This window comes from Microbulbifer marinus (assembly GCF_900107725.1).
Lineage (GTDB): Bacteria > Pseudomonadota > Gammaproteobacteria > Pseudomonadales > Cellvibrionaceae > Microbulbifer > Microbulbifer marinus.
This window is the reverse complement of sequence record NZ_FNQO01000004.1, coordinates 187812-208568: the sequence shown is the minus strand read 5'-3', so window position 1 is coordinate 208568 and position 20757 is coordinate 187812. Positions and strand designations below refer to the sequence as shown.

Sequence of the window (20757 nt, the reverse complement as noted above, 5' to 3'; positions counted from 1 at the left end):
CCCTATTTTTCGAAGGCGCTGCGGACTTACTTTTCAAAATAGGTGTAGCCGCTCATGCTGGCGGTGTACGTGTGCAGTATCTGTTTGCGCTGCTGGGCGCTGATGCGCCCTTCTTTCACCGCCCGCTCCGCGAGTTTGCGGAAGCGCTCAAACAATTCCTGCGGCCGATACTCCACATAACTCAGCACATCGGAAATGCTGTCGCCGTGGATTTCGCGGCTGTAATCGAAGCTGCCATCCTCGTGAATGCGCACACTGACGACGTTGGTATCGCCGAACAGGTTGTGCAGGTCGCCCAGCGTCTCCTGGTAAGCACCGACCAGGAAAGTGCCGAGGATATAGTCCTCGTCGTCCTTGAGCTGGTGCAGCGGCAGTGTCTTCTGCTCTTCCTGGCGGCCGATAAAGCGGTCGATCTTGCCATCGCAGTCACAGGTGATGTCGGCGATGATCGCCGAGCGCGTCGGCGCCTCGTCCAGCCGGTGAATCGGCACCAGTGGAAACACCTGATCGATCGCCCACATGTCCGGCAGCGACTGGAACACACTCATATTCGCATAATAGATATCCGACAGCACTTCCGGCAGCGCCTGCAGGTCTACCGGAATTTCTTCCGCCTCATCGAGCAGCTTGCGTATCCGCTGCGCGCCCTGCAGGAACAGGTTTTCCGCATTGGCGCGTTCGCGCAGGCTGACCTGGCCGTGCAGGTACAGGGAGCGTACCTCATCGCGGTAGTAGAGCGCATCGTTGTAGCTCTCCTGCAGGTTCTTCGCGCTGACATTGTTCACCGCGTCCTGCAGGTTCAGCAGCATCTGGTGATCGTCCTCGGCGACCTTTGTGTGCTCGAGTTCGATCGGCTCGAAACGGGTGGTATCGAGAATATCGAACAGCAGCACCGAGGAATAGGCAACGGTGGCGCGGCCGGACTCGGTAATGATCACCGGGTGCGCGACGCCCTCGCTGTCCAGCGTGCCCATGATGGCTTCGACCACATCCACGCAATACTCGTCCAGGGAGTAGTTTTTCGAGTGGGTGTAATTGGTCTTGGAACCGTCGTAATCCACTGCCAGGCCGCCGCCGAGATCCAGGTAGCCCATGGCCGCACCTTCCTCTACCAGATCGGCGTAATAGCGGCAGGCCTCCAGCACGCCGGTGCGGATATCGCGAATATTCGGCACCTGGGATCCGAGGTGGTAGTGCAGCAGCTTCAGGCAGTCGAGCATGTCGTGGTTGCGCAGCTGATCGACCATCGCGATCAGGTCGTTACTGCCGAGACCGAAGATGCTGCGGTCGCCGCTGGTAGCATTCCAGTAGCCGCCGACTTTCGAAGCGAGCTTTACCCGCGCACCAATATTGGGGCGCACCTGTTCGCGCTCCGCGCAGCGGATAATGGTCTCGACTTCCGACGGTGTCTCGACGACGAAAAATACCTGCACGCCGAGGCGCTGCGCCTGTAGGCCCAGGTTGATGAACTCTTCATCCTTGTAGCCGTTGCAGACGATCAGCGATTCGGTGTTGTCCAGAATCGACAGCGCCGCGATCAGTTCCGCCTTGCTGCCGGCCTCGAGACCGTGATTGAACTTGCGCCCGGCGGTGGCGATTTCCTCGATCACCTGGCACTGCTGGTTTACCTTGATCGGGAAGACGCCGCGGAACACGTTGCCGTAGCCGCAGTCCTCGATGGCGCGGGCGAAGGATTCGTTGATGCGCGCAATCTGTGCGTCGAGGAGGTTTTCGATACGCAGCAGCAGTGGCAGGCCGAGACCGCGCTCAGTCGCGCCGTGGGCGATATCCATCAGCGAAACGCTGTGGGTTTCTCCGGCGGTATTTTCCACGCGCACGGTGATCTCGCCGGCCTCGTTTAAATCAAAATAACCGGCACCCCAGTTACGGATTCCGTAGAGCTCGGCCGAGTCTTCGCACGTCCAGTCTTGTACTTGTTGCTGTTTCATGGCGCCTGTTCAGTTGGTCATTGGCGGGGGCGCGAATGTTGGGCCCAGTCAGGCCGGAAAGCAATAACTATAGATAACAAAAACGCTATTTTTTAGCAGGTAAAAATTAAATTTTTATTCGGTTTGTGGCGCGCAGATTTTCTAGTTTGTGCAGTTGTTTTGGTTTTGAAGTTTTGTTCGGCTTTTGCCGGGGCGGGAAAATTTTTGTCCGAACCACAACAACAAAAAAAGCGGCCCGGAGGCCGCTGAGGTTTGGGTGGCAAATTGCGTGACAGACTGATCAATAAAAGCCGGGGTTGGCGACGACACGGTAGCCGCCGCGGTAGCCGTCCCACAGATAGTAGGTATCGTAGGCCACGTAATAATGAAGACCGCCGAAAACCAGAGCCACTGCAGAGCCGGGAAGGCTGTGCACCACGGCACCGACCGGCGGAGCTGCTACCACATAGCCATAGCTGGCCGGGCGGTAAAAGATCCCGTCGCTATAGAAGAAGCTCAGGGCGCCGACGCTGATGCTGACAAAACTGCGCGGCAGGTGTCTCCAGCGATAGCCGTAGTGGTAGTGCGCCGGACGCCAGCGCGGTTTGTGCGCGTGATAGTCAGGGCGATAGTAGGGGCGGCGAGGCTTGTGGTGCGGGCGCTTGTGGCCCCAGTCATGACTGTATTTGTATCCGTGCTTGTAGCCGTGTTTGTAGCCGCGCTCGTAGCCCCGGTCGTAGCGGCGCTCGCCCTTGTGATAGTCGCGCCCTTTGTCGTGTTTGGCGTGGCGCCGGTTGTGGTCGCGATCGTAGTTTTCGCCCTGGTGATTACCCCTGTCGTGGCCTTTCCTGCGGCCATAGTCGTGATCCTTCCCGTGCCCCTTGTCGTGGCGCTTGCCGCGGTCGTTGCTGTGGCGGTCGCCGCGATATTCGGGGCGGTGGTCGCCGCGGCGCTCGCGCCACTCTTCGCGGCTTTTGGCGCGTTCCTTGTTGTAGGCTTTGCGGAACGCCGAGCCGCTGACATCGGAATCCTGCTTGCCGCGATAGTGGTGGCGGTCTTCGGCGAGCGCCGGTCCGGCGAGCAGCAGCACGCTGGCGGTGGCGATGGCGGTGATTATTTGTTTCATGGCGTTTTCTCCTGAGCCCAGGGCTCTTACTAGAGCCATGTGGCTCTTTCATAGAGCTCTGAGGGCTCTACAGCGCCGCCGGGGCGGCCTTTTCGTACTGTGGGAGGCAGTTTGCCCGGCGCGGGCTGAATCTTTCCTGAACCGGTGGCAATTAATTCGTTCGGCCTGGCCGGGGCCTTCGGGGAGTGGGGAGGGGGCGGGGACGAAAAAAACCGAACGATGATTCTGGTTTTCGGGTTTTTGCAGCAGATCGCGCCCTGTTTGCGGCTTTTCGGTCGAAATTGACTGTAAACAGGCACTCTGGCGATATTGAGGCGCACCATCGCAGAGAGTATGATGCCGCGCTGATTAACTCAAAGCGGTAGTGATCGCGATGCAAGTCTTCCACCACGTGGCCAGCCTGCGCGAGGCGCTGGCGAAGGCCCGCAAAGACGGCAAGACCGTCGGCTTCGTGCCCACCATGGGCAATCTGCACGACGCCCATATAGAGCTGGTCAAAACGGCGCAACAGCACTGCGATCTGGTGGTGGTGTCCATTTTCGTCAATCGCCTGCAGTTCGGCCTGAACGAGGACTGGGACAAGTACCCGCGCACCATGGAGCGGGACATGGCGAAGCTGCGCGAGGCCGATTGCGATTTCCTGTTCCACCCGGACGAGAGCGAGATCTACCCGAACGGCATGGACCAGCAGACTCGCGTGATCTGCCCGGCGATGACCGACGTGCTCTGCGGCGCCAGCCGCCCGGGCCACTTCGAAGGGGTGACCACTGTGGTCACCAAGCTGTTCAATATCGTGCAGCCGGACAAGGCCGTGTTCGGTATCAAGGATTTCCAGCAGCTGGCGGTGATCCGCCGGATGGTCGAGGACCTGTGTATCCCGGTCGAGATTATTGCCGCGCCGGTGCACCGTGAGGCCGATGGCCTGGCGATGAGTTCCCGCAACGGCTACATCACCCCGCAGGAGCGCCCGAAGGTCGCGGTGCTGAACCAGTCACTGAACTGGGTGAAGGGTGAAATCGAGGGCGGCCGCCGCGATTTCGCTGAGCTGGAAGGCGAGGCTAAGAAACGTATCGAGAAGGCGGGCTTCCGCGTGGACTATTTCTCGATCTGCAACAGCAAGGACCTGCAGCCGGCGGCCGATGACGACCGCCAGATCACGATTCTCGGCGCCATGTATACCAGTGCCGCGCGCCTGATCGACAACGTATCCCTGGAGTTGTGAGGAGGGGAACAATGCAAATCGAAATGCTGAAGTGCAAGTTGCATATGGCGGCAGTGACCCAGGCCGAGCTCTGGTACGACGGCTCCTGTGCGATTGACCAGGATCTGGTCGAGCTGGCCGGCCTGCGCGAATTCGAGAAGATCGATATCTACAACGTCAGCAACGGCGAGCGCTTCCACACCTATGTGATCCTGGCGGAGCGCGGTTCGGGCATCATTTCGATGAACGGCGCCGCCGCGCGGCGGGTGCAGGTCGGCGACCGCATCATCATCGCATCCTATGCGCAGATGACCGAGCAGGAAGCCGACAGCTTCCAGCCGAAGCTGGTCTACCTGGACGAAAACAACCGCGTCGAGCGCAGCACCAATACCATTCCGGTACAGCTGGCCGAGGCCTGATCCGCCGGGTATCTCTCTCTTCCTGTCTCTCTGCCGCAGCGGTCGGCCGTAGCTCGCCCCGGGCGGGCCGCCGCTGCAGATTCCCTTCTGTTTATCGAGCCGCTGTGCGGCGCCGAGTTGGCGCGCGCCAGTGCAGTGACTACCATGTCTGCGTCGTCCGCGAACCGACAGGCATCATTATGCTCAGCTGTCCGAAAACCGCCGCGGAGGTGCAGTGGCGAGACCTGCTGAAGTCCGGTTGCCGCATCTTTATCGGCTCCAATGCCGCCGTTCCCAATGCGCTGGTCGCCGACCTGATCGAGCACAGCCGCGGCCTGCACGATATCGAGGTCACCCATATCCTGACACTGTCGGACAATGTCTGGGCGACACCGCGTTTCCGTGACAAGTTCAAGGTCAATTCGCTGTTCATAGGCGGTGCCAATGTGCGCGAGGCCATTGCCGAGGGCCGCGCCGATTACACCCCCTGCTTCCTGTCGGAAATCCCGCGCATGTTCAGTGACCATACGCTGCCGCTGGATGCGGCGCTGGTGATGGTCAGTCCGCCGGACGAATTCGGTTACTGCTCGCTCGGTGTCAGTGTCGACGTGGTGTCGGCGGCGGTCCGCTATGCCCGCAAGGTGGTAGCCCAGGTGAATCCGCGCATGCCGCGCACCAACGGTCACAGCTTCGTGCATATCCAGCAGATCGATGCTTGGCTGGAGGCGGCGGAGGAGCTGCCGGAACTGGAACCACCGGAACTGGACCAGGTTACCGAACAGATCGGCCAGTATGTGTCGCTGTTGATCGGCAACGGGGCGACACTGCAGCTGGGCATCGGCAAGATACCGGATGCGGTACTGCGCTATCTCGGCAACCACCGCGACCTCGGCATTCACTCCGAAATGATCTCCGACGGCATCATCGACCTGGTGAAAAGCGGCGTGGTCAACAACCGCAAGAAGACGTTTCACCGCGGCAAGGCAGTCGCCACTTTCTGTATGGGCACCCGGCGCCTGTACGATTTTGTCGACGGCAACCCGCACGTGGAGTTCTACCCGGCCGAGCATGTCAATTCGCCGACCAAAATCGCCCGCAACGACAAGATGGTGTCGATCAACGGTGCCATCGAGGTGGACCTGACCGGACAGGTGGTCTCCGATTCCATCGGCAGCCGCTTTTACAGCGGCATCGGCGGTCAGGTGGACTTTATCCGCGGCGCGGCCCTGAGCCGCGGCGGCAAACCGGTGATCGCGCTGCCGTCGACGACGAAGGACGGCGCGCGCTCGCGCATCGTCACCACGCTGACCCCGGGCGGCGGCGTCGTGACTTCGCGGGGGCATGTGCACTATGTCGTCACCGAGTACGGTATCGCCTCGCTGCACGGCAAGACGATCCGCGAGCGGGCGCTGGAGCTGATCCGTATCGCCCATCCGAAATTCCGCCGCGCCCTGCTCGATGAGGTGCGCCAGTTGTACTGGGTGCCGGAATACCAGGAGCAGGCGCCGACGTCGGTACCGGAACTGGGGCCGGTGGAATCCAAGACCTTTACCTTCGACGGTATCGAATACACGCTGCGCCCGTTGCGGCCCGCCGATGAAAGGCGCCTGCAGGAGTTTTTCTATACCCACAACAAGGAAACCCTGCTGATGCGCTACAACCACCATGTGACGCAGATGTCGCGGGAGAAGTCCTGCAGCCTGGTCAGCGTGGATCAGCGCCGCGACCTGGCGCTGTGCTTTACCGACCGCGAGGGGCAGGCCGAGGTGATCCAGGGGGTCGGGCGCTATTACTACAATCCGGCCGACAACAGCTGCGAGGTGGCCTTCGTGATCAAGGAGAGCCGCCGCGGCAAGGGGATCGCGTCGGCGCTGTTGAAGGAGATGGAGGCGATCGCGCGCGCCCGTGGCATCGAGCGCATGGTGGCCTGTGTGCGCCGCGACAACCGCCCGATGCTGGCGGTGTTCGACAACTGCGGCTTCGTCACCACACCGGGGGCGGAAATGGACGAGGTTCTGCTGACACTGGATCTTCGCGACGCCATCAACCCGGCGACCAAATAGATCATCCTTGATCTATTTGGTCGTCGCCCTTGAACTATGGGCGCACAAAATCGCCGGGAGCGGTTTTGGTCAGCTTTAGCTGACCCGCAGGGCGAAGCCCATGGATGGGCTTCGCAATTGCGCGGAATTGCTTGTAATTCAAGGGCTCGCGCCGGCCTCTGGCCAGCGGCGGCACGTCCCTGTGCCGCATTAACCCGTCAACCTATTTGGTTGCCGGGTTAATAACAGGGCATAGTTGGTGTTCGCCAAGGCCATCTCGACGCCCGGAGTTCAGCCATGTCTATCGGATATATCACCAGCCCCGCCTGCGCCGGCCACGACATGGGCGCCGGCCACCCGGAGCGGCCGGCGCGGCTCGATGCGATTCAGGATCAGCTGCTGAGCAGCGGCCTGGATTTCGTGCTGCGCCACTTTGACGCGCCGTTGGCGACCCGCGAGCAACTGGCGCTGGTGCACGACCCGGATTACGTCGACTCGATTTTTGCGCGCGCACCGGAGGAGGGCATGCTGGTGCTGGACGAGGACACGTCCATGTGTCCCGGCTCACTCGACGCTGCGCTGCATGCCGCCGGCGCCGTCGTGTCGGCGGTGGATCGGGTGATGGCAGGGGAGGTGCCGTCGGCCTTCTGCGCCGTGCGCCCGCCGGGCCACCATGCCGAGCGGGCCAGGGCCATGGGCTTCTGCCTGTTCAACAATATCGCCATCGGCGCGGCCTGGGCGCGGCAGCATCACGGCCTGGAGCGGGTGGCGATCGTCGACTTCGACGTGCACCACGGCAACGGCACCGAGGAGTTCGTGCGCGACCGCGACGGCTACCTGCTGTGTTCCAGTTTCCAGCACCCCTTCTACCCATTCAGCGGCACCGGCGAGCTGCCGGCGCATATCGTCAATACGCCGCTGGAACCGGGCGCCGGCGGCGACGAATTCCGCCGCGCGGTGGAGGAGAAGTGGCTGCCGGCGCTGGAGCAGTTCCGGCCGCAGATGATCTTTATTTCCGCGGGCTTCGACGGCCATATCGAAGATGAGATGGCGCAGCTGCGGCTGGTGGAACAGGATTACCGCTGGGTGACCGATGTCGTGCGCGAACTGGCCGGGCGCCATGCGGGCGGGCGCATTGTCTCGGCGCTGGAAGGGGGCTACGCCCTCGGAGCCCTCGGGCGCAGCGTGGTGGCTCACCTGAACGGCCTGATCGGCCACGGATGAGTCGGCCGGATAATAATCTTCCCGTTTATTCCTCGTAGATCGCGTAGAACTTCTTCACGGTGCCAACGGTTTCCCAGGTACCCTCGAATCCGGCCGGGATGCAGAAGGCATCGCCGGCGACGACCCGCTCGCTGTGGCCGTCCGCGTCGGTGATCACCGCCTCGCCGTCGATGATGTAGCAGAACTCGTCCTCGCTATAAGTGAGTGTCCACTTGCCCTCGTCGGAAGACCAGATGCCGCAGAAGAAGTTTTCCTTCGCGTTGGTGAAGAAGTGCTCGGTCAGCTGCTGCGGCTGGCCCGCCAGTAACTTCTCCGGCGCCACCGGCCCTGCATCCCGTTCGCCTTTGCCCTCTGAAATCCGTAACAGTTTCGCGCCCATGGCTCACCTCTGTTGTTATCAAAATGTGATCACTTTTTCTCGGGGCTATTCTGCACCGACCCGGAAAAAATGGCACGTGATTCCGTGGCGGGTGCTGGGAATCGGATTTGCCGGCGCGTTATGATGAGGTGAATGTCATTTTGACAGCGTTGTCATCTGTCCGCTGCCGGTGGTATAACTGGTCGGGATCGCGGGTAGTGCGCAATCTGCGGCGGCTGTCCGCCAGTGCACACCCATCTCGGCTATGCTCTAGCGCAAAGCCAGCTACCGGGGCCCGCAACGCCCGATAATACTAATAAGGGAGAAAACGATGTCTGAAGTGCACACCCGTCCCGTGCCCACCGAATTCGCCGCCGACGCGCATATCCGCGCGGACGACTACGAAAAGATGTACCGCCAGTCCGTCGAGGATCCGCAGGCCTTCTGGTCGCAGCAGGCCAAGGATTTCCTGCAGTGGCACAGGCCGTTCACCCGGGTGGTGGACGAGGATCTGAATAAGGGGCACGCGACCTGGTTCGCCGACGGCGAGCTGAATGTCACCGTCAACTGCATCGACCGCCACCTGCCAACCCGTGCAGAGCAGACCGCCTTTATCTGGGAGGGCGATGATCCCGCCGACAGCAGGCACATCACCTACGCCGAGCTGCACGAGCAGGTCTGCCGGCTGTCGAATCTGCTGAAAGCCCGCGGCGTCAACAAGGGCGACCGCGTCTGCATCTATATGCCGATGATCCCCGAGGCCGCCTATGCAATGCTTGCCTGTGCCCGCATCGGCGCCGTGCACTCGGTCGTCTTCGGCGGCTTCTCTCCGGACTCACTGAAAGACCGCATCCTCGACTCGGACTGCCGACTTGTAATCACTGCCGACGAGGGCGTGCGTGGCGGCCGCAAGATACCGCTGAAGGCCAACGTGGACAAAGCCCTGGCCAGCTGCCCGAACGTGCACACCGCGATCGTCGTCAAGCGCACCGGCGCCAATATCGATTGGCACAGCAAGCGGGATATCTGGTATGCCGAGTCGGTCGCCGAGCAGGGCACAGACTGCGAGCCGGAAGTGATGAACGCGGAAGACCCGCTGTTTATCCTCTATACGTCCGGCTCTACCGGCAAGCCGAAAGGCGTGCTGCACACCACCGCCGGCTACCTGTTGATGTCGGCGATGACCTTCAAGTACACCTTCGATTACAAGGAGGGTGATGTCTTCTGGTGTACCGCCGATGTGGGCTGGATTACCGGGCACAGCTATATCGTCTATGGCCCTCTGGCCGTCGGCGCCATCTCGCTGATGTTCGAGGGGGTGCCCACCTACCCGGATGCGTCCCGCTGCTGGCAGGTGGTGGACAAGCACAAGGTCAATATTTTCTACACGGCGCCGACCGCGATCCGCGCATTGATGGGCGCGGGCGATGACTATGTCACCTGCACCGATCGCAGTTCACTGAAATTGCTGGGCACCGTGGGCGAGCCGATCAACCCTGAAGCCTGGGAGTGGTATTACAAGGTGGTCGGCGGCGAGCACTGCCCGATCGTCGATACCTGGTGGCAGACCGAGACCGGTGCGCACCTGATCACGCCGCTGCCCGGCGCCATCGCGATGAAACCCGGCTCTGCCACCAGGCCCTTCTTTGGCGTGCAGCCGGCGTTGCTCGATGAAAAGGGCCAGGAAATCGAAGGCGAGGGTGAGGGCGCGCTGGTGATGAAGGCCAGCTGGCCGAGCATGATCCGCTCGGTATTTGGCGATCACCAGCGCATGATCGACACCTATTTTTCCACCTTCCCCGGCTACTACTTTACCGGCGACGGCGCGCGCCGCGACAAGGACGGCGATTACTGGATTACCGGCCGCATCGACGACGTACTCAATGTCTCCGGCCACCGCCTCGGTACCGCGGAAATCGAGAGCGCGATCGTGCTGCACGACGATACCGCCGAGGCGGCAGTGGTGGGCTATCCGCACGATATCAAGGGGCAGGGCATCTATGCCTACGTCACGTTGAAGGCCGGCCACGAGCCGTCGGACAAACTGCGCCAGGAACTGATCGACCTGTGCGTCAAAGAGATTGGTCCGATCGCCAAGCCGGATATTATTCAATGGGCGCCCAGTCTGCCGAAAACCCGCTCCGGTAAGATCATGCGCCGCATCCTGCGCAAGATCGCCGCCAACGAACTGGAGAATCTCGGCGATACCTCGACGCTTGCGGATCCGTCCGTCGTCGACGAGCTGATCGAGAGCCGTGCGAATAAATGACGCCCCCCAGCGGTGAAAGGCCGGGCACTGCCCGGCTTTTTTGTGCCCGCTGATTCTGCTATCAATTTTGGGTGATCCGGCGGTCATATTGCCCAATGCGCCGCAATGGCATCGTGGCAAAGCCGCGTAAAATATTGATAATGGAACACCGCAAAGTTGAATAATAAAAAGCCGAGATAACGGCTGCACATGGAGGTGACGATGAGAAGACCGGCGTGGGCTTCCTGGTTGTTTCTGCTCATGGGTATGGCAATGCTCGCAGGGGCAGCGAACGAATGGCGTCAAACACGGGCGATGCTCGACAGCGCCGATCGCGTGCAGGGCGAAGTGATCGACATGGCGCGCAGCCCCGGCAGTACCACCTATGCACCGCATGTGCGCTTTACTGCCCGCAGCGGCGCAGAGTACGAATTCACCTCCTCGACGAGCAGCAATCCGCCGGAGTTCTCCAGCGGGGATATAGTCGAAGTGTTATACGACCCGGCCAGCCCCGAGGACGCCATCATTAACAGCTTCATGCAGCTGTGGTTCGGTGCCCTGCTCCTCGGCGGTATGGGCACGATATTTTTCAGTATCGGTCTCTTTCTGGTCACCGCAAACCTGCGTGCCCGCCGCAGGATCAGCCGTCTGCAAGCCACCGGCAAACCGGTGCTCGCCGATTATCAGTGTGTGGAGCTGAATACATCACTGGTCGTAAACGGGCGCAGCCCCTATCGGCTAGTGGCACAGTGGCAGAATCCGCGTACTAGGAAAATACATATCTTCAAGAGTGAAAACCTCTGGTTCAATCCGGAGAAATATGTAGATCGGCAGCAGGTAAGTGTACTGGTGGATCCGAAGAAGCTGGCGCGCTACTACATGGATATTTCGTTTCTGCCGGAAACGGTGGAATAAAGGCGGAGTCGCGCTGCAGTCTCGCGTGATGCTACTGCGGCCGGTATCTGGCGGTAACTGATTGGGAGAGTTCGGTGGACGAACACCAGTATCTGTGTGAACACTATCGCTTCAACGCGGAACAGCGTCTGAAGGGTTTCAATTTCTTCGTGGTGCTCAGCATGTTTGCCGAGGGTGGGATTTTCACTGCGGTCGAGAAGGGCTTTCATCCGCTGATCCTGGCTCTGCTCGGCGGCTTCGTCGTGATCCTGTCGGCCGTATTCTGGCTTGTCGACACGCGCAGCCGACAACTACTGAGCCTGGCGGTGCCGGGGCTGAGATTGCTGGAGCAGCAGCTGCCGGAGAAGAGCCGGATTTTCACCCGGGACCGGGCGAACAGGGGATCGGTAGCGCGCTACACCTTCGCGATTCGCGCGCTGCTGATCGGACAGTTTATCTTCGGGACCGGCGTCGCCTGCTACGGTCTCTATCACTGGATTTTCGCACCGTGAATCCCGATCAACTGGGCACGCAGCTGCCGACTCTGACCGGGGATGGCGTGATGCTGCGCTGGTTGACCGACGCGGACCTGCCGGCGCTGGAAGCAATTTTTGCCGACCCGCAGGTAGTGCGCTATATGGCCACCGAGCCGCTTAATACGCGCGCTGCGGCGGAGCAATACCTGCAGTCTATCCGCGAGGGTTTTCTCGAGGGCAGTCTTTACCAGTGGGGGATCGAGTGCGATGGAGAAATTGTCGGTACCTGCACCCTGGCCGCTATCGACCGGCAGAACCGCCATGCGCAGATCGGCTTTGCACTCAAGCGGCAATACTGGGGGCAGGGGCTGACACTGAAAGCGGTGCCGGCCGTGATCGAATTCGCCTTCGCACGCCTGCAATTACACCGCATCGGTGCCGATGCGGATCCGCGTAATATCGCTTCGATACGCGTGCTGGAGAAACTCGGCTTCCAGCGCGAGGGCCTGTTGCGCGAGTGCTATTTTCATATGGGTGAAATCCAGGACGCACTGTTATTCGGACTGTTGCAGCGCGACTGGTCCGCCTCCGCCTGCCGTCACAATGACGAGCCCCGTTCCGTTTAACTCGTTGACTAAACATCACAGCAGTCGGACTGGCCGGCAACAGCCGGTCAGTTTACTGTAATATAAGAGGGCGAGGCGGTAGGGCGTTACACGGGCTGTCTGTGACTGCGATACCCGCCGCGTTTCCGATCATTCTACCCACAAAGAGCGCTTGACATGTCGCCCGGCGCGGGCGGGAATTTTTACGGCGAGCATGTATTCCGAACGGCCTGGTATAAAAACATACTGCTAGCGTGAATTGCGGAAAATTTATTCCTCCGGCCGCCATCAAATTGTCGCCGCGATCTTCTCACTCCATTGATGCAAGATGTTTTCCGTCTATTTCCCCACGGTTACGTCTTGTCGAGTCATGCAAAATCTTAGTTCGCTGTTCATTGAAGCAAACTTTGATCGGTGCCTATGGATCTGGTCATACACAGGACTTACTGTTTTTACCCCCAAAGGCTTTAGCCCTCTGGTACTGTTACGGGTTAATAACCACTACTCTATGCCCAGCGAGAATTATCTGATTCGAGTGGCGCTACGATTAGTCATCCCGATCGTGACCGAGTGCTTCGCAGGTAAACCGAACAGACGAGACCGTGTGAATGACTGACATCTCTACTTTCGACTACATCATCGTCGGCGCTGGCTCAGCGGGTTGTGCAATCGCCCACCGACTGACGAGCAACCCCGCCATCAATGTTCTGCTGCTGGAGGCCGGGGGGAGTGATATCAACCCATTCGTCGCGTCTCCGCTCGGCGAGACGGCCATGCTCGAAAGCAAGTGGGACTGGGATTTCCCCGGTGAGCCCGAGCCGATGTTGAACAACAGTGCGCTGAAACTGGCCCGCGGCAAAGTGCTGGGCGGTTCTTCCTCTATCAATGGACAGCTCGCTTTCCGCGGCCACCCTGAGGACTACAACGCCTGGGAAGAAATGGGCAATCCCGGCTGGGGTTACAAAGACGTGCTGCCACTGTTCAAACGCATGGAGACCTACGAGGGTGGCGAGAGCGAGCAGCGTGGTGGAAACGGTCCGCTGTCCGTTGTGAATTCCACCTACTCCCACCCGCTGTGGGACGCCTTTATCGAGGCGGGTGAAGAGATGGGTTTCAAGCGTATCGACGACTTCAACAGCGGTGATATGGACGGTTTCGGCTACTGCCAGCATACCCACTACAAGTATCCGCTGCTGCGCTGTTCATCGTCCTACGCCTACCTGCTGAAAGAGCGCCGTCGTCCGAACCTGGCTATTCGCAAGCACTCCGAGGTGCAGCGCCTGATCATCGAAGACGGTGTCGCCAAGGGTGTCACCTACAAGAGAAAAGGTGTGCTGCACAAAGCCTACGCTGCCCGCGAACTCATTCTGAGTGCCGGTGCCTATATGAGTTCCAAGCTTCTGCTGCTTTCCGGTATCGGTCCGAAGGCGGAAATCGAATCCGTCGGCGTGCAGTGCATTAACGATCTGCCGGGCGTCGGCAAAAACCTGAAGGATCAGATCGGCACCTTTGTGCAGCACTACTGCAAAGAGCCGATTTCCTACTTCAAGTACACGAAACTGCACAACCAGATTGTCGGCGCACTGGAGTGGATGGTGCTGGGCAAGGGGCCGCTCACGGTATTCCCGATGAACTGCTCTGCCTTCCTGCGTTCGCGGGAGGACCTGAAACAGCCGGATGTACAGTTCTACATGTTCCCGGTAGCGGTGAACGAGCACAAAGACGATACCTACGATACCAAGTTCCACGGCTTCAATATTCACTGGGGCGCGATACATCCGGAATCTTCCGGTGAGATTACGCTGCGCTCGAATAACCCGGACGACAAGCCGCGCATCATCAACAACTTCTTCACCAACGAGAAGGACCGGGAACTGAATCGCTGGGCCTACCGCAAGGCCCGCGAGATGATGGAGACATCCGCGCTGAGCAAGTTCAGTGCCGGTGAGCAGACTCCGGTTTGCGAGACCGATGAGGAGATCGACGAGCTCACCAGCCGCTACTTTGCCAATCACTATCACGCCGCCGGCAGTAACAAGATGGGCCCGAAAAGCGACCCGATGGCGGTGGTCGACCACGAGTTGAAGGTACATGGTATCCGCAACCTGCGCGTGGCCGATGTGTCCATCATGCCGCGGATGGTGAGTGGCGGCTTCAATATCCCGACCACCATGATCGGTGAAAAGTGCTCCGATATGGTATTGGCCGATTACGACAAGACTGCGTGATCATATTCTGTAAACAGGAATTAATGGTGAGGTAAATGGTGAATATGGATCAGCGCGTTTTTGATTATCTAAATACCTACGGCATTCGAGCTGATACCCGGGCATTCCTCGAGCAGGAAAAGAAAATGCTGATCGGGGAAAAATGGGTCGGTGCCGGTGACCGCGAGACTTTCGATGTTATCGAATTCTCCACCGGTGGTGTGGTCACACAGATCCCAAAAGGCACGGCTGAGGATGTGGATGCCGCGGTCACGGCGGCCCGCTATCAGTTTGAGCAGGGCGAGTGGTCAAAGCTGAGTGGTCTGCAGCGGGAGCAGTTGATCAATCGCCTCGCCGACCTGATGGAAGAGAACCTGGAACAGCTGGCTGAGATCGAGTCAATCGATGTCGGTCGCAACCGCGAGATTTCCCAGGAGGCGGATGTGCAGGGATCGATTGACACCCTGCGTTACTTTGCCGGCTGGGCGTCGAAGATCTCCGGTCGCGTCGGCGAGCCATGCTCATTGCCGGGCAGTTACCTGACCTACACGATGAAGGAGCCGGTCGGTGTCGTCGGCTCGATCGCGCCGTGGAATTTCCCGCTCAACACGACCTGCTGGAAACTCGGTGCCACGCTGGCCACCGGCTGTACCACGGTAATCAAGCCGGCAGAGCTGACTTCGCTGTCTAGTCTGCGACTGGGCGAGCTGGCACTGGAGGCCGGTATCCCGGCCGGGGTCGTCAACGTGGTGACTGGTGCGGGTTCGGTTGTCGGCCGTGCCATTGCCGAGCATCCCGGTGTCGACAAGCTGACCTTCACCGGATCCACTCCGGTGGGCAAGTCGGTTGGACTGGCGGCCATCAACAAACTGAATCACCTTACCCTCGAGCTGGGCGGCAAGTCTCCGGTCATCGTGCTGGAAGACGTCGATATCAAGAGCGCCGCCGCCAAGGTCGCCGAGGGTGTGTTCTTTAACGCCGGGCAGGTCTGCGATGCAGGCACGCGGGCCTATATCCACGAAAGCATCTACGACGAGTTCGTGGCCGAAGTGGCAGCCTGTGCCAAGGCAATGAAGATTGGCCCGGGCCTGGCTTCGGATAGCTTTATTCCGCCGCTGGTCGGGCGCAAGCAGTTCGACTCGGTGGTTAAACATATCCAGCGTGGTATCGAGGAGGGCGCAGAACTGGCCTGCGGCGGCCTGCCGGAGGACATTGTCAACGGTGTCTATGTCGAGCCGACCGTCTTCAAGAATTGCCGCAATGATATGTCGATCGTGCGCGAAGAGATCTTCGGCCCGGTATTGGTCACGGCGCCGTTCAGTACCGATGACGAAGCGATCGAACTGGCGAATGATTCTGAGTATGGATTGGCGTCCTGCATCTACGGTTCCGATATCACCCGCGTGCTGAAGATCGCACCGCGTATCCAGGCTGGCTCGGTAAAAATCAACGGCGATGGCATGGTCGATCCCGCAATGCCGTTTGGTGGTTACAAGCAGAGTGGCGTCGGCAAGGATCTGGGACAGGAGCAGCTGGAGCACTTCCTGGAAACCAAGACGATCTTTATCAATTTGAACGACTAAAGGTGCGTTCGCCTTTATAGGATTAACAGGGGTTGATATGACAGAAGTTGTCAATCTGAATCAGAATATTACGTTGAACCATTCGAATGAGATTGATCCCACCACGATCATCTCGGGCAGTCCGAATGAGCGGCTGGCGAGTCTGTTCAATATTCCCGCCGGCGGCGAACTCGAGGTAGGTATCTGGGAGTCGGATGCGTACGAGGAGCAGATCGACAACTACCCGGTCAACGAGATCATGGTGGTGCTCAGTGGTGGCGCTACCATGATCTCCGCGTCAGGGGTCAAAACCGATCTGAAGCCGGGCGATACTGTGTATCTGCCCAAAGGCTGGTCGGGCAAATGGATACAGACAGAGACCATTCGCAAGATCACCCTGGTCGTGTAACCCGCCTGTGACGCACGGTTTTACAAGGGCCGTGCGTATTCCCTCCCCGCTGGGCGCGCATTTTGCAGCTATCCCTGCATCTCAGTCGATGAAGACTGGGTTCAGTGCTCCGTGCCTTCTACTCGGACCCTTAATCACTCGTTGCAGCGATACTCGCGGCTGGCATTCGTTTCGAAGTGACTCTCTTCCCTGGCCTGAGTTGTCGCCGTGACTTCGCGTGCTGTACCAATCCCAACCCCGTCATCGTCGCAATTCCGGTGACGCTCTGTTTACATCGTCCCCGATCAAAATGTGTTTTGTATTTCCGATATTTTTCCGGGTGTGGGCTACCCCTATATTGCCGCTATCGCCGTAAGAGTTTTTTTAGGAGATAGCGAATGGCAAATCCACAACATGGGGACCTGGTGTTTCCGATCGAGGAATATCAGGAGCGAGTAAGAAAGCTTCGCGAGTCCATGGCTGCGAAGGGTATGGATGCGGTCATCCTGGCGATGCCGCAGGACCTGTTCTATCTCACCGGTTACCAGACGCCGGGATACTACTGGTTCCAGGTACTGGTCGTGCCTCTCGAGAAAGAGCCGTTCATGGTGACCCGCCTGCTGGAGTCCAGCAACATTCCGGCGCGTACCTGGATCAAGAACAGCCGCCCCTACGCCGACCACGAGGATCCCACCAAGATCCTGGCGGACGCGATCAAGGAATTTGGTCTGGATCGCGCAACAATCGGTTACGATCGCGACGCCTATTTCTTCCGTGCTTTCGAGCAGGAAGGTGTGATCTCCAAGCTGCCGAATGCAAAGTTCAAGAACTGCACTGGCATCGTCGAGCAGCTGCGCATGATCAAGTCGCCGCTTGAAATCGATCGTATGGAACGCGCCGCGCGCGCTGCCGACGCCGGCATGATCGCCGGTATCAATGCCGTACGGGCCGGTGTCAACGAAGACGAGATCGCCGCGGAAATTCACAACGCGATGTTCCGCGCCGGCTCCGAATGGCCGGCCATGTCTCCGTTTGTTGCCACTGGATGGCGCGGCGCGGTCGGTCATATGACCTGGGAGCACCGCACTGTCGAAGAGCAGGACTATGTCTTCCTGGAAGTGGCCGGCTGTTACAACCGCTATCACGCGGCGCTGATGCGTACCGTCACCGTTGGTGAAACACCGCAGCGCATCAAGGATGGTGAGAAAGTCTGTCTGGACGCGATGGCCGCCTGTCTCGAGGCGATCAAGCCCGGCGTTCCGGCTTCGGAAGTCGATACCCTGGCCCGCGGCATCATTGCCAAGGCCGATGTAGAACAGGCGGCACGCACCGCCTATTCCATCGGTATCGCCTTCCCGCCGGACTGGGGCGAGGGTCACATCATTTCCATGCGCCAGGGTCATGACATGCCGCTGCAGGCCGGTATGACCTTCCACCTGATCCCGTGGGTACAGGTGCCCGGCCACGGCGGTGTCGGCATTACCGAGACCATCGTCGTAACCGATGATGGCTGTCGCGTACTGACCAACGTAGACCGCAAAGTCTTCTCTGCCTAAACGGCTAAGCGGACTGTCAGAGCTGCTGTTCGCTCCGCGAGCAGCGGCTTTTTTTTTGAACCCTGAATTTAATTCCAACGGCGCTGCCGGGGAACAGTGATATGAATATACCTACCGTCGCCGACGTACTGGCGGCAAGAAAAGCCATTGCCGGTACTGCCCGCCGCACGCCGCTGATCACCTCGGCGCTATCGGAGCAGGTCGAGCAGGACATCTGCCTGAAACTGGAAACACTGCAGCCGACTGGTGCTTTCAAATTGCGCGGCGCGACCAATGCCATTGCCGCACTCAGTGATGAGCAGAAGGCCAATGGCGTCGTCTGCTGCTCGACCGGCAACCACGGTCGCGCGGTGGCCTTCGCCGCGAAGCAGCTGGGCGTGCGGGCGACTGTGTGCCTGTCCAAACTGGTGCCCATGGTCAAAGTTAAAGGCATCGAAGCGCTCGGTGCCGAGGTGGTGCGGATCGGTGACTCCCAGGACGATGCCGGTGCGGAAGCAGAACGACTCGTCAAAGAAAAGGGCATGACCAACATCCATCCGTTCGATGATAGAAATGTCATCGCCGGCCAGGGCACCATCGCGCTGGAACTGCTCGAGGAGCGCCCGGATCTCGACACCCTGATCGTGCCCCTGTCGGGAGGTGGTTTGATTTCCGGCATCGCGTTGGCGGCGAAGGCCATCAAACCGGACATTCGTATTGTCGGTGTCAGTATGGATCGCGGTGCGGCAATGGCGGCAAGCCTGGTAGCGGGAAAGCCGATTGAAGTTGAGGAAGTGGCGTCACTCGCGGATTCTCTCGGCGGCGGTATCGGTCTCCACAATCGCTACACTTTCCCTATCTGCCGGGAGCTGGTGGACGAAGTGAGATTGCTGACCGAGCAGGAAATCTACACCGGTATGCAGGCGCTCTATGGGATGGATCAGCTGGTCGCCGAGGGCGCGTCCGCCGTCGGCCACGCGGCCATTCTCAGTGGCAAGGTACAAATCACCGGCCCGACGGCGCTGATCATAACCGGTCGCAATGTTGATATGCAGCAGTTCTCTGCCGTCATTGCCGGCGATGCGGTGAAGCTGGGAGACGTCATCGTCTCGGGGAAGGATAAGGTTGCCGTAGACGCATAGCGCAGAGTGGCCTCGCGGCCACTCGCTTTTATCTTTTTGTCAGGGAAGTAGAAGTGTCTTGAGGAATCGCCGGCTCCGGTCTATGCGAGCATCACTAAAACAGTTTGGTGACGCTCCATAGACCGGGGCGATCAATTTCTCAGGCGGGCGTTGCAGCTTCTGCAACGTCCGCCGGTTTGGCGTTGCCGCGGCGATCGAGCAGGATGGATACCGGCAGAATGATCGCTGCAGCGGCCAGGCATATCATGCCGGAGGCGATGATGATTTCCGATGCCGACAGCTGATAGGCGAGCAGGCCGCCGAGGCCCGGTCCGAGCCCGTAGGTCAGCATGGTCATGCCGCCGGCGATGGTGGCGATGCGGCCGCGGGAATCCATGCTGGATGCGGTGCCGATGAAGAAAGCCATGACGAAAAGCTCGAATATGCCGAGGGCGAAAGTGGAAATCAGCAGCAGCAGTTCCACTTCTACCAGGGCCACAGTGAAGCAAGCCGCAGTACACGAAGTCAGTGCCACGCAAAAAGGCAGCATACGACCGAAGCGGTGTCCGATCAGTCCGGCAATACCGCTGCCGATCACGCCGCCGAGCGGTAACGCCGCGAGAACCATGCCGATTGCCGCCGGTTCGAGATGCAATTCATCCGCGCGCAGTTCCAGGAACCCCCACATCATGCCGATGCCGACGTTAAAGCAGGTGAGCGCGAGGAAGAAGAAAAACAGGAAGCCGCGCGAAACCATATTCGAATCGCGGTTGGTGTCATCGTCGCTATGCCGTACCAGGCTTTCGGGCATTTTCATTAACAGCGGGGCGAAGGCCAGGGCCAGTACGGCCAGGGCCAGGAAAACGCCGCTCTGCTGTCCGAATTGTGCAGTGAAGGGTAGGGTAACCAGCATTGCGGCGAGCGCCGTCTGACCCAGTGCGATTCCCCAGGCCAGCATCTGATCGCCGCGCGGATGACCGGCAATCGCTGCGCAGGCAGCGCCATAGATAAAGCCCGCACCTGCACCCACGGCCAACCGGCAGCCAGCCAGTAGCGGAAAATTTGTCGCGACGGATGACAGTGCCTGTCCGGCTATGACCAGCACTGCGCCGAAGATCGCCACGTGCGGCTTGGACCACCTGCCAATGCGCAGCGCGAGCAGAATCGGAACGAGTGCCATGGTGGTGATTTCAAGCGTGCCCAGAAAGCTGGAGCGTTGCTCGCTGAATCCGAGCCCCCTGATCAGCGAGCCAATTTGAATCGGCACAGCCATGACGCCCTGCCAGCTGATAAATATCGCAGCAGCGAGGGCGAGCACATAGATGGGCTTGCCGCCCAATATATTGAGAACGGAGTTGTTGTTATTGTTCATGGCTTGACCCACCTGTAAACCGGAGGCTTGTCGGCTCTCTGTAGTAATAATGGATTTCGACAGAAATCCATC

Annotated in this window: 17 protein-coding genes; 13 read left to right on the top strand and 4 right to left on the bottom strand. The window is 59.6% G+C overall.

All coding sequences use genetic code 11. The features are described 5' to 3' along the window. Positions 1–26 precede the first annotated feature (26 nt). Together speA and BLW36_RS15365 are read right to left on the bottom strand one after the other, a co-directional pair. Positions 27–1949 (bottom strand): biosynthetic arginine decarboxylase, encoded by a 1923-nt coding sequence (gene speA / locus BLW36_RS15370; RefSeq protein ID WP_091390763.1) that lies wholly within the window; start codon positions 1947–1949, stop codon positions 27–29. Positions 1950–2229: 280 nt separating this feature from the next. Continuing rightward, positions 2230–3054: a DUF6515 family protein gene (locus BLW36_RS15365; protein WP_091390761.1), complete on the bottom strand. Its 825-nt coding sequence runs from the start codon at positions 3052–3054 to the stop codon at positions 2230–2232. Between the two features lie 373 nt (positions 3055–3427). Here BLW36_RS15365 and panC point away from each other — a divergent pair, with 373 nt between their 5' ends. The 4 genes from panC to BLW36_RS15345 all read left to right on the top strand — a co-directional run bounded on the left by panC (position 3428) and on the right by BLW36_RS15345 (position 7919). Then, positions 3428–4276, top strand: a complete 849-nt coding sequence (gene panC, locus BLW36_RS15360) for a pantoate--beta-alanine ligase (RefSeq protein WP_091390834.1) — start codon at positions 3428–3430, stop codon at positions 4274–4276. Between the two features lie 11 nt (positions 4277–4287). Next, on the top strand, positions 4288–4674 hold the full coding sequence (panD, locus tag BLW36_RS15355) for an aspartate 1-decarboxylase (protein ID WP_091390758.1): 387 nt from the start codon (positions 4288–4290) through the stop codon (positions 4672–4674). A 179-nt stretch (positions 4675–4853) separates the two neighbouring features. After that, complete coding sequence (locus BLW36_RS15350) at positions 4854–6716, top strand: bifunctional acetyl-CoA hydrolase/transferase family protein/GNAT family N-acetyltransferase (RefSeq protein ID WP_091390756.1); 1863 nt, start codon at positions 4854–4856, stop codon at positions 6714–6716. A 276-nt stretch (positions 6717–6992) separates the two neighbouring features. After that, complete coding sequence (locus BLW36_RS15345) at positions 6993–7919, top strand: histone deacetylase family protein (RefSeq protein WP_170833239.1); 927 nt, start codon at positions 6993–6995, stop codon at positions 7917–7919. Between the two features lie 25 nt (positions 7920–7944). Here the strand turns inward: BLW36_RS15345 and BLW36_RS15340 are convergent, their stop codons facing one another. Continuing rightward, entirely contained in the window at positions 7945–8298 is a 354-nt protein-coding gene (locus BLW36_RS15340) for a cupin domain-containing protein (RefSeq protein WP_091390752.1), read from the bottom strand. A gap of 310 nt (positions 8299–8608) precedes the next feature. Between BLW36_RS15340 and acs the strand changes: the two genes are divergently transcribed. The 9 genes from acs (at position 8609) to eutB (ending at position 19334) form a co-directional block, all read left to right on the top strand. Then, the gene (gene acs / locus BLW36_RS15335; protein WP_091390750.1) at positions 8609–10546 is read left to right on the top strand and encodes an acetate--CoA ligase; all 1938 of its coding nucleotides are present in this window, start codon (positions 8609–8611) and stop codon (positions 10544–10546) included. A 201-nt stretch (positions 10547–10747) separates the two neighbouring features. Then, positions 10748–11440 (top strand): DUF3592 domain-containing protein, encoded by a 693-nt coding sequence (locus tag BLW36_RS15330; protein WP_170833238.1) that lies wholly within the window; start codon positions 10748–10750, stop codon positions 11438–11440. A 74-nt stretch (positions 11441–11514) separates the two neighbouring features. Continuing rightward, the gene (locus BLW36_RS15325) at positions 11515–11931 is read left to right on the top strand and encodes a RipA family octameric membrane protein (RefSeq protein WP_091390746.1); all 417 of its coding nucleotides are present in this window, start codon (positions 11515–11517) and stop codon (positions 11929–11931) included. After that, positions 11928–12521: a GNAT family N-acetyltransferase gene (locus tag BLW36_RS15320; protein WP_091390744.1), complete on the top strand. Its 594-nt coding sequence runs from the start codon at positions 11928–11930 to the stop codon at positions 12519–12521. Before BLW36_RS15325 ends, BLW36_RS15320 begins: the two co-directional genes overlap by 4 nt. A gap of 587 nt (positions 12522–13108) precedes the next feature. Then, on the top strand, positions 13109–14728 hold the full coding sequence (locus tag BLW36_RS15315; RefSeq protein WP_091390741.1) for a GMC family oxidoreductase: 1620 nt from the start codon (positions 13109–13111) through the stop codon (positions 14726–14728). Positions 14729–14772: 44 nt separating this feature from the next. Then, positions 14773–16290 carry an aldehyde dehydrogenase family protein gene (locus tag BLW36_RS15310; RefSeq protein ID WP_091390830.1) on the top strand — a complete coding sequence of 506 codons (1518 nt, stop codon included), beginning with the start codon at positions 14773–14775 and terminating at the stop codon, positions 16288–16290. A gap of 37 nt (positions 16291–16327) precedes the next feature. Continuing rightward, a complete protein-coding gene (locus BLW36_RS15305; protein WP_091390738.1) occupies positions 16328–16678 on the top strand; it encodes a cupin domain-containing protein in 351 nt (116 codons plus the stop codon). 377 nt (positions 16679–17055) lie between these two features. Continuing rightward, complete coding sequence (locus BLW36_RS15300) at positions 17056–18213, top strand: M24 family metallopeptidase (protein WP_091390735.1); 1158 nt, start codon at positions 17056–17058, stop codon at positions 18211–18213. 101 nt (positions 18214–18314) lie between these two features. Beyond that, complete coding sequence (gene eutB, locus BLW36_RS15295) at positions 18315–19334, top strand: hydroxyectoine utilization dehydratase EutB (RefSeq protein ID WP_091390733.1); 1020 nt, start codon at positions 18315–18317, stop codon at positions 19332–19334. Positions 19335–19473: 139 nt separating this feature from the next. Here eutB and BLW36_RS15290 read toward each other — a convergent pair whose 3' ends face one another. Next, on the bottom strand, positions 19474–20685 hold the full coding sequence (locus BLW36_RS15290) for an MFS transporter (RefSeq protein WP_170833237.1): 1212 nt from the start codon (positions 20683–20685) through the stop codon (positions 19474–19476). Positions 20686–20757: the final 72 nt, after the last annotated feature.